This window comes from Staphylococcus pasteuri (assembly GCF_003970495.1).
GTDB lineage: Bacteria > Bacillota > Bacilli > Staphylococcales > Staphylococcaceae > Staphylococcus > Staphylococcus pasteuri.
This window is the reverse complement of the sequence record NZ_RXWW01000027.1, coordinates 1-4,903: the sequence shown is the minus strand read 5'-3', so window position 1 is coordinate 4,903 and position 4,903 is coordinate 1. Positions and strand designations below refer to the sequence as shown.

Here is a 4,903-nt window from a genome sequence, read left to right as displayed (position 1 = left end):
GTTTGAATATTAATGACAAAAATAAATACAAATGATTTAATTAAAACTGATTTGACTACTAGATTAAAGGTAGATGGAATAACTGATACCTATGATGTATATAAAATTAAACTAGATAAACTTTATTATAATGATCAAAATGATAGAATTGCAACTTGGATTAGTAAATATAAAGCAGATAATCACTTAAATTCATTTGATATGAGTAACCGTGAGAAGTACAACGATATTATTGCTGATTTTATTAAAGAAAGTGATGAAAAAGCCTTTAAAAAAACTAAGAATAATATTAAAGCTTTAGGTCAAACTGAACCAGCAGTTATACTGAGCGATGGACGAATCATTGACGGTAATCGTCGTTTTACATGTTTAAGAGATCTCGCTAAAGAGGATTCTAAGTTCAATTATTTAGATGCAATTATTATAAGTAAAGATATACAAGATAGTAAGAAAGAAATTAAATTATTAGAGTTATATTTACAACATGGACGTGAAGAAAGAGTCGGATATAATCCTATAGATAGATTAGTTGGCGTATATAATGACATTGTTAAAAATGAGTTAATTACAGTTGAGGAATACGCTAAAAATACTGAACAATCAACTACTGAAGTTAAAAAGATGATAGACCGTGCAAATTTAATGGTTGAGTTTCTAGAGTTTATTAACATGCATGAACATTATTACTTGGCGCGTGATTGGGAATTAGATGGACCATTAGGTGAAATAACGTCAGTACTTAATAAAATAAAATCTGAAGAAGAACGAGAAGATTTAAAAAATGTTATTTTCACTAATATAGCTGCTAAGCCTGATACTGATATGACACGTTATATACGAAAAATTAAAAATATAATAAATACACCTCAATTTAAGCCATTTGTTGAAGATAATATGAACTTAACTGAACAATTTTTAGAAAAATTTGACGATGAAGATGAAATTACAGTCGAATTTATTAATAAAGAAATTCGTGGCGATGAAGAATTAAGAGAAGAACTTAAAAATACGTATGATAAATACCAGGAAAAAGTCAAAAAAAGAAATAGTATTAATGCTCCGAAAAATCAAATAGAAAAAGCAATAGATGCATTGCAAAATATTGATTTTGAGATTGTGTTACGACTAAATGACGAAACAGACTATCCACAATTCTTAAATGCTTTAGAGATGTTAGAAGAAGAAGTCAAGAAAATTAAGGATAGGTGTACGGTGATGTTTCAAGTTCAATTGAATCATGATGAACAACTAACATTAGAAGTAAATGAAAATCAAATAGAAAAAATAATTAGTCATAGAATATATAAATTACGTATCAAAAGATATGTAGAAAGTTATACTGACTCAAAGATTATATTTAGAAAAAACATATACTATAAAGATATTCGTAATGCGATTGAGCAAATAGAAAAATTGGCTGATAAACTAAATTCAAATGTAATTATTGATGAAAATGTTATTCAATATGTAAATAGAATTGAATCTTATATTGATTATAAATATACAGTTGGCAATGATATTAAAAATGATGATTTAAGGTTTAATGAAAGATATATTGAATTTAAAGAAATAGTTGATCAAACATTAGAAAGAAAATTAAGAACAAAACAAATGAAAGACGCTTTTTACTTAACTATGATGCAAAAATCAGGGAATTTTTCTGTTCCTGGATCTGGAAAAACATCTACAGTATATGGTATGTATGCCTATTTAAATACTACAAATAAAGTAAATAAAATTATTATGATTGGACCTTTGAATGCATTTAATTCTTGGATAAATGAATATCAATCTTGTTTTGGTAGTAGTAGAAAACTTAAGTATTTGAATATTAAAGATCTCAATACATCTAATGAGAAGAAAATGGCTTTAAAATACGAAAGTGGAAATAAAGAATTGATATTACTTAACTATGAAGTTCTCTATATTTTAGAAGATGAAATTAAGAATTTAATAACTGAGAATACTTTAGTTGTATTTGATGAAGTTCATCGTATAAAAAATCCTGAAGGTAGGAGAGCAGGAGCTGCTTTAAGAATAACTGAAAATGCTAAATATATGGTAACTTTGACCGGTACACCTATCCCTAATGGTTACAAAGATATTTACAATCTATTAAATTTATTATATCCATATGATTATAACCACTTTTTCAATTTTGAAATTCCATTATTGAATAATCCAAATGAATCAGAAGTTAAAATGATTAATGATAAGATTCAACCATTCTTCACAAGAACAACTAAAGATGAACTGGGTGTGCCACCTACAAATCCAGATAAAATTATTGATATAAAAGCGAGTTTAGAGGAACAAGAACTATTTAAAATTATTTTATCAAAATATAAATCTAATCAATTGGCGCTATTTGCTAAAATTATGCAATTAGAAAGCTCGCCTTCACTTTTACTTGAAACATTAGATTTGAAAGAATTTGAACATATGCTTGATTTAAGTGTTAATCATGAAGAATTTGTTGAATATCAAGATTATTCGGAAGACATAGAAAATTTAGTGGCTCAAATTGATAGAACATCTAAAATGAAAGCATTACTTGAACTTGTTAAACAACTTGTAAGTGAATCTAAAACAGCAATAGTTTGGTGTATCTTTATTAAAACAATGTACAAGTTAAAAAGCGATTTAAACAAATTGAATATAAGAGCAGAAGTGATTTCGGGTTCAGTTAGCCAAGAAGAAAGAAATGAAATTATCAATAAATTTAAAAATAAAGAAATAGATATACTAATTACTAACCCTCATACTTTAGCAGAGTCAGTTTCATTACACCAAAGCTGTCATGATGCAATTTATTATGAATATAGTTATAATTTAGTTCATTTGCTACAATCCAAGGATAGAATCCATAGATTAGGGTTAAATCAAGAAGATTATACACAATACTATTATTTCCAACAATATTATCCAATGGAACAAGGTAACTACTCTTTAGGAGAAAGGATATATAAAAGATTAGCTGAAAAAGAACAATTAATGCTTGATGCCATTGATAAACATGAGTTAGAAATATTACCTACTGAAGACGAAGATTTAGAATTTTTCTTCAAAAATGTAATAGATCAATAAATTTAGCAAATTGTTTTTATTTTCATATGAACAACATTGGTTTTGAATATGATTTACTATATAAAAAGAGAGCGTAAAATACGTTCTCTTTTCTTTAAATAATAACTGCTTTATAATTCAAAAAATAAGGAGTATCCAATGAAATTAAGAAAACTAAATAATACTGATAATTTTGAAATATCTGGGACATTATTATTAGCTGGTTCTGAAGAGCAAGGAATTTTAAAAAGTGATGGCAGCAATTTTACATTATCATTTAGTACGGATATTGAGTTGAAATTAGAAGAAGTTATACAGGAATGTGAATTTATGACTGTAAAAGGTGAAACATTGTACCTAAGGAACGGTGTTCTTTCAAAGTGCTCAACAAACTTTCCAGGAGGTAACGAGTTCGAATACTTATTTACTCAAATTTGGATATCTATATCACATAAAAAGATCCCTGAGACTTTTGATAGTGTAAGTATTAAATTTAGTGGTTTAAAGAAAAATATAAATCAAACACCTTTTAGCATAAAACATAATAGGAAAAATAACGAATATATTATCAATATTGATAGTGAAAATCTCAAGAAAGAAATCATTTCATTAAACGAAGTTAGTTTGTGTTTATTATGTAATATGAATAATAAAATTTACAGATTTAACGAAAGTAATTTTCAATATGAAAATGCACTAAAGCTTGAATACAAAAATTCTTATTATAGTGAAAAATGTATCTCAGATGCCTTAAATATTGCCTATATTTTTAGTTTTATAACTAATGAAAAACATAAAATTGAAAGTGTAATATTATCTTCCGATAGTAATTCTTACAAGGTCTTCCTTGATTTACCCTTTGATTTCAAAGAATATCACAAAACAAGTATTACTCATATTACAAATGGTTTCTTCCAAAAACATCTATCAAAAATATATGAATTCTTTTATAGTAATCGTGATTCATTTGAAGATATTTTTTCGAGTTATATAAAATTAATGTATACACCAAAATTTATTGAGTATTATTTAGTTGATTTATTAAAAATTAACGAAGGATTACATAGAAGACTCGTTTCTAATGATCAAATTAATTTAGTAGACCGTTATAAAGATTTATTGTTTTCACTAGATAATGATTTGCAAGATTACTTAAAAAGTATCGTTAATTATGATGATTCATTACATGATTATTTAAAGAATTATAGGCACTATTATTCTCATTATTTTCCACATACAGAAAAGCCAACATATTCTAAAGATAATATAATTAATATTTCTAAATATACTCTTCAACTACATAAGTCTTTTATATTGTTTAAAATAGGCATTCCTTCTAGCGAAATAATATCTTTATTAAAATGTACTCATTGATAAATAGTTTATAAATTCAGTGTATGATATATAAAGTTCCTTGGTTAAGTGAATAAGTCAATTTTTGTATTATTTATTTCCTGATTTACTTTTTAATGATATAAAAGTATAGCTATAAAAATAAAATTATGACTATAGTAATTAGTTGATTGGATTCGTTTGATATTGTAATAATCAACAAAAGCGCTAACTATTACAAATAGTTTATTTATTTTTATTTAATAATTTATATAAAGCAAATTGTAAGACACTCATATTTTCGTACGTTTCAATTTTTTTATTTTTGTTTTCAATTTGATGTTTAAGGTATTTGACTTTATCAACCTGATTATCTATTTTTAAATGCCTATCCAATTTTATATGTTTCTTTCTATTTATTTCTTTACTCTTTTCTAAACCATAAACAAATAGATAAGTAGATAAAGGCATGAGTATCATAAATAAAATTATATTAATTATATAA

Annotated in this window: 3 protein-coding genes; 2 read left to right on the top strand and 1 reads right to left on the bottom strand. The window is 25.4% G+C overall.

The features are described 5' to 3' along the window. Positions 1-12 precede the first annotated feature (12 nt). Together CD121_RS12355 and CD121_RS03985 are read left to right on the top strand one after the other, a co-directional pair. A complete protein-coding gene (locus CD121_RS12355) occupies positions 13-3,087 on the top strand; it encodes an SNF2-related protein (protein ID WP_257214257.1) in 3,075 nt (1,024 codons plus the stop codon). A gap of 138 nt (positions 3,088-3,225) precedes the next feature. Beyond that, positions 3,226-4,440 carry a HEPN domain-containing protein gene (locus CD121_RS03985; protein WP_126567486.1) on the top strand — a complete coding sequence of 405 codons (1,215 nt, stop codon included), beginning with the start codon at positions 3,226-3,228 and terminating at the stop codon, positions 4,438-4,440. A gap of 204 nt (positions 4,441-4,644) precedes the next feature. Here CD121_RS03985 and CD121_RS12310 read toward each other — a convergent pair. Continuing rightward, on the bottom strand, positions 4,645-4,903 hold a 259-nt coding region (locus CD121_RS12310; RefSeq protein ID WP_218957800.1), incomplete at its 5' end, for a hypothetical protein.